General features: G+C 62.4%; 3 protein-coding genes. All 3 read right to left on the reverse strand.

What is annotated here, in order from left to right:
* A partial coding sequence (locus EN991_RS31845; protein WP_127370239.1) for an SDR family NAD(P)-dependent oxidoreductase occupies nucleotides 1–202 on the reverse strand: 202 nt, incomplete at its 3' end.
* A gap of 79 nt (nucleotides 203–281) precedes the next feature.
* Nucleotides 282–1,172: a DUF427 domain-containing protein gene (locus EN991_RS31850; protein ID WP_164753535.1), complete on the reverse strand. Its 891-nt coding sequence runs from the start codon at nucleotides 1,170–1,172 to the stop codon at nucleotides 282–284.
* On the reverse strand, nucleotides 1,169–2,559 hold a 1,391-nt coding region (locus EN991_RS31855; protein ID WP_164769515.1), incomplete at its 5' end, for an ABC transporter substrate-binding protein. The genes EN991_RS31855 and EN991_RS31850, both read right to left, overlap by 4 nt.

Below are 2,559 nucleotides of genomic sequence, written 5' to 3' on the forward strand. Positions count from 1 at the left end.
TCACTGTACCGTTCAGCACCAGCGCCTTGCGGCCGAGTGCCGTGATCCGGTGCGCCGTTTCATCCAGCCCACCTTTCGACGCATGACCAAAACAGGCGATGTCGGCGCCTGCCTCGGCCAGCCCGATCGCGATGGCCTGGCCGATGCCGCTGCCGGCGCCGGTGACCAGCGCGACATCGCCATCCAGCTTGAAAAGATCCATCGAGTGTCCTCCCTGTCTCAGGAGGGTATGCGCTGACCCGTGCTTCGATCAAGCGCCCGCGCGCAAGCGGCGTCGATGCCTAGAAATAACCGTTCGACGCGGCCGTGGCTTCCTTCGGGATTTCGACGCCATCGACCAGGATCTTGTCGACCAGCTCGTGGTGGAAACAGACCAGCCCCTTGATGCGCTCCGCCTCGTGCACCGGCTCAGGATAATACCAGACCAGGTTCTCGTGGCGCTTGGCCTTGGTCGTCACGTGATAGTAGTTGGAGATGCCCTTGTAAGGACAGCGCGAGATGTAGCGGCTGGGCGCGAACATATCGAGCCGCGTGTCGGCGATCGGCAGATAGTGGCGCACCGGATGGCCGGTCTCGAACAGGAACACGCCGCGGCGTGAATCGGCGACCTGCTCACCATCGAGGATGACCTGCACGCGCCGCGACGACGGCAGGCAGTCGACGCGGCGGAACGGATCGCGGGCGTGGACAAAGATCTCCTCGTCCTCCTCGAACCAGTGCCCCATCTTGCTCCAGGTGAACGACATGTAGTCCGATATCGGCGGACAGCCCTTGACCGGATCGAGATAGCGCCAGGCCGCGTCCTCGACCAGCGTGATGCCGGTGTTGAGCGAATAGTGGGTGGCTGTGCCCTTGAATGGGTCCTCTATCGTGGTCTTGCTCGGCAGCAGGAACTCCTCGCGAACGTCGCCGATCGGAAAATAGTAGACCGGCAGATGATCGGATTCGTAGAACACCAAGGCGTTGGTCGTATCGGCCACGGTCATTGACCCCACCTGCACGCGCAGGCGCTTCTGCGTCGGCATGGTGAAGGCTATGTAGCCCGGCTCGAAGTCGTACTGCACGATGGTATCGAGCAAGGGAAAATGCGGCCCGCGGCCGCGCAGATGAGGCTTGCGAATGGTAGTCTCCCGTTTTGTTTCTTTTGTCATCGGGCGTTGAGGCACGATCAGCTCAGGGACACGCGATCGAGCAGCAGGCCGGCGGCGATCGGCGGCAAGCCGCTGACATTCTTGCGCACCGGCACCAGCAGATCGGGGAAATAGCTGAAGATGACAGGCGTCTCGTCGAGCAGCAGTTTCTGGATGTCGGAGGCGGCAGCGCGTTGCGCGCCGACATCGAGCGCCTTGAGATAGCTGGTGACCATGCCGTCATAGGCCGGGCTCTTGAAATGCGCCGCATTCCACGGACCGTCGCTGACCAGCGGGCTCTTCAGGAAGACGTTCGGCACGCTGCGATGGGCGTAGTCGGTGATGCCAAGTGGGCTGTCCAGCCAGTCCGACTGGCCGAACACCGCCTTGCCGTAATATTTGTCCTGGTCTTCGATGTTGAGCGAGATGCGGGCACCGATTTCCTTGGCGAAATTCTGGAACAATTGCGCGTAGCCGGGAATGTCGGAATAGCGCAGCGTCGTTAGCGTGATGTCGAAACCACTGGCAAGGCCCGCCGCCTCCAGCAACTGCTTGGCCTTGGCGATATCCTGGACGCGCTGCGGCACCGTCTTGTCGGTTGCGGGGAAAGCGGGTGCGAAGGGGCTGTCATTGCCGGTCGCCGCCATGCCGCGGCACAGCCCGTCGACCAGCTTGGAGCGGTCGATGCACAGCGCCAGCGCCTGGCGCACGCGCTTGTCGGTGAAGGGGCCGGTGTCGCAGCGCATGTGAAGCTGCCGGTGCGCGGTCGAAGCGACACGCAGCACCGTGATATCAGGACTGTTCAGCACCACCTGGCTTACATCGAGCGGAACGGCGTCGAGAATGTCGACCTCGCCGGCCTGCAGCGCCAGGATGCGCGGCTGCACGTCGCCGTAGAATTTGAATTCGAGCCGGTCGGGCAGCGCCTTCTCGCCCCAATAGTCGGTATTGCGGATGAAGGTCGCGCCGACCTTTGGCGTGTAGGTCTCCAGCCGGAATGGCCCGGTTCCTTCGAACGTCTTTTCGTAGTCGCCCTTGTAGCTCGCCGGCAGGATGACGGCGTTGTAATTGTCGATCGACACCGAATAGGGAAAGCTGCCATTCGGCGCATCGAGATGGAAGGCGACGGTGTGGTCGTCGACCTTCCGGGTGCCGCCTTTCGACAGCAGCCCCTTGAACACGGAAAGTGCATTGGAAGCGCCGTTGGGGTCGGCCAGCCGGTCGAAGGTCGCGACGACGTCGTCGGCCTTGAAATCCTCGCCATTGTGGAATTTCACGCCCTTGCGCAGCTTGAACGTCCAGACGCTGCCGTCCTCGTTCGGCGCCCAACTCTCCGCCAGCACCGGCTTCAAGGTGAGGTCCGGCTGCGTGATGCAGAGAAATTCGGCGGTCTGGAAAACCAGCTGGTAACTGCCGCTGTCATAATAGG

The organism is Mesorhizobium sp. M7A.F.Ca.US.005.03.2.1 (assembly GCF_003997795.1).
Taxonomy (GTDB): Bacteria; Pseudomonadota; Alphaproteobacteria; order Rhizobiales; family Rhizobiaceae; genus Mesorhizobium; species Mesorhizobium ciceri.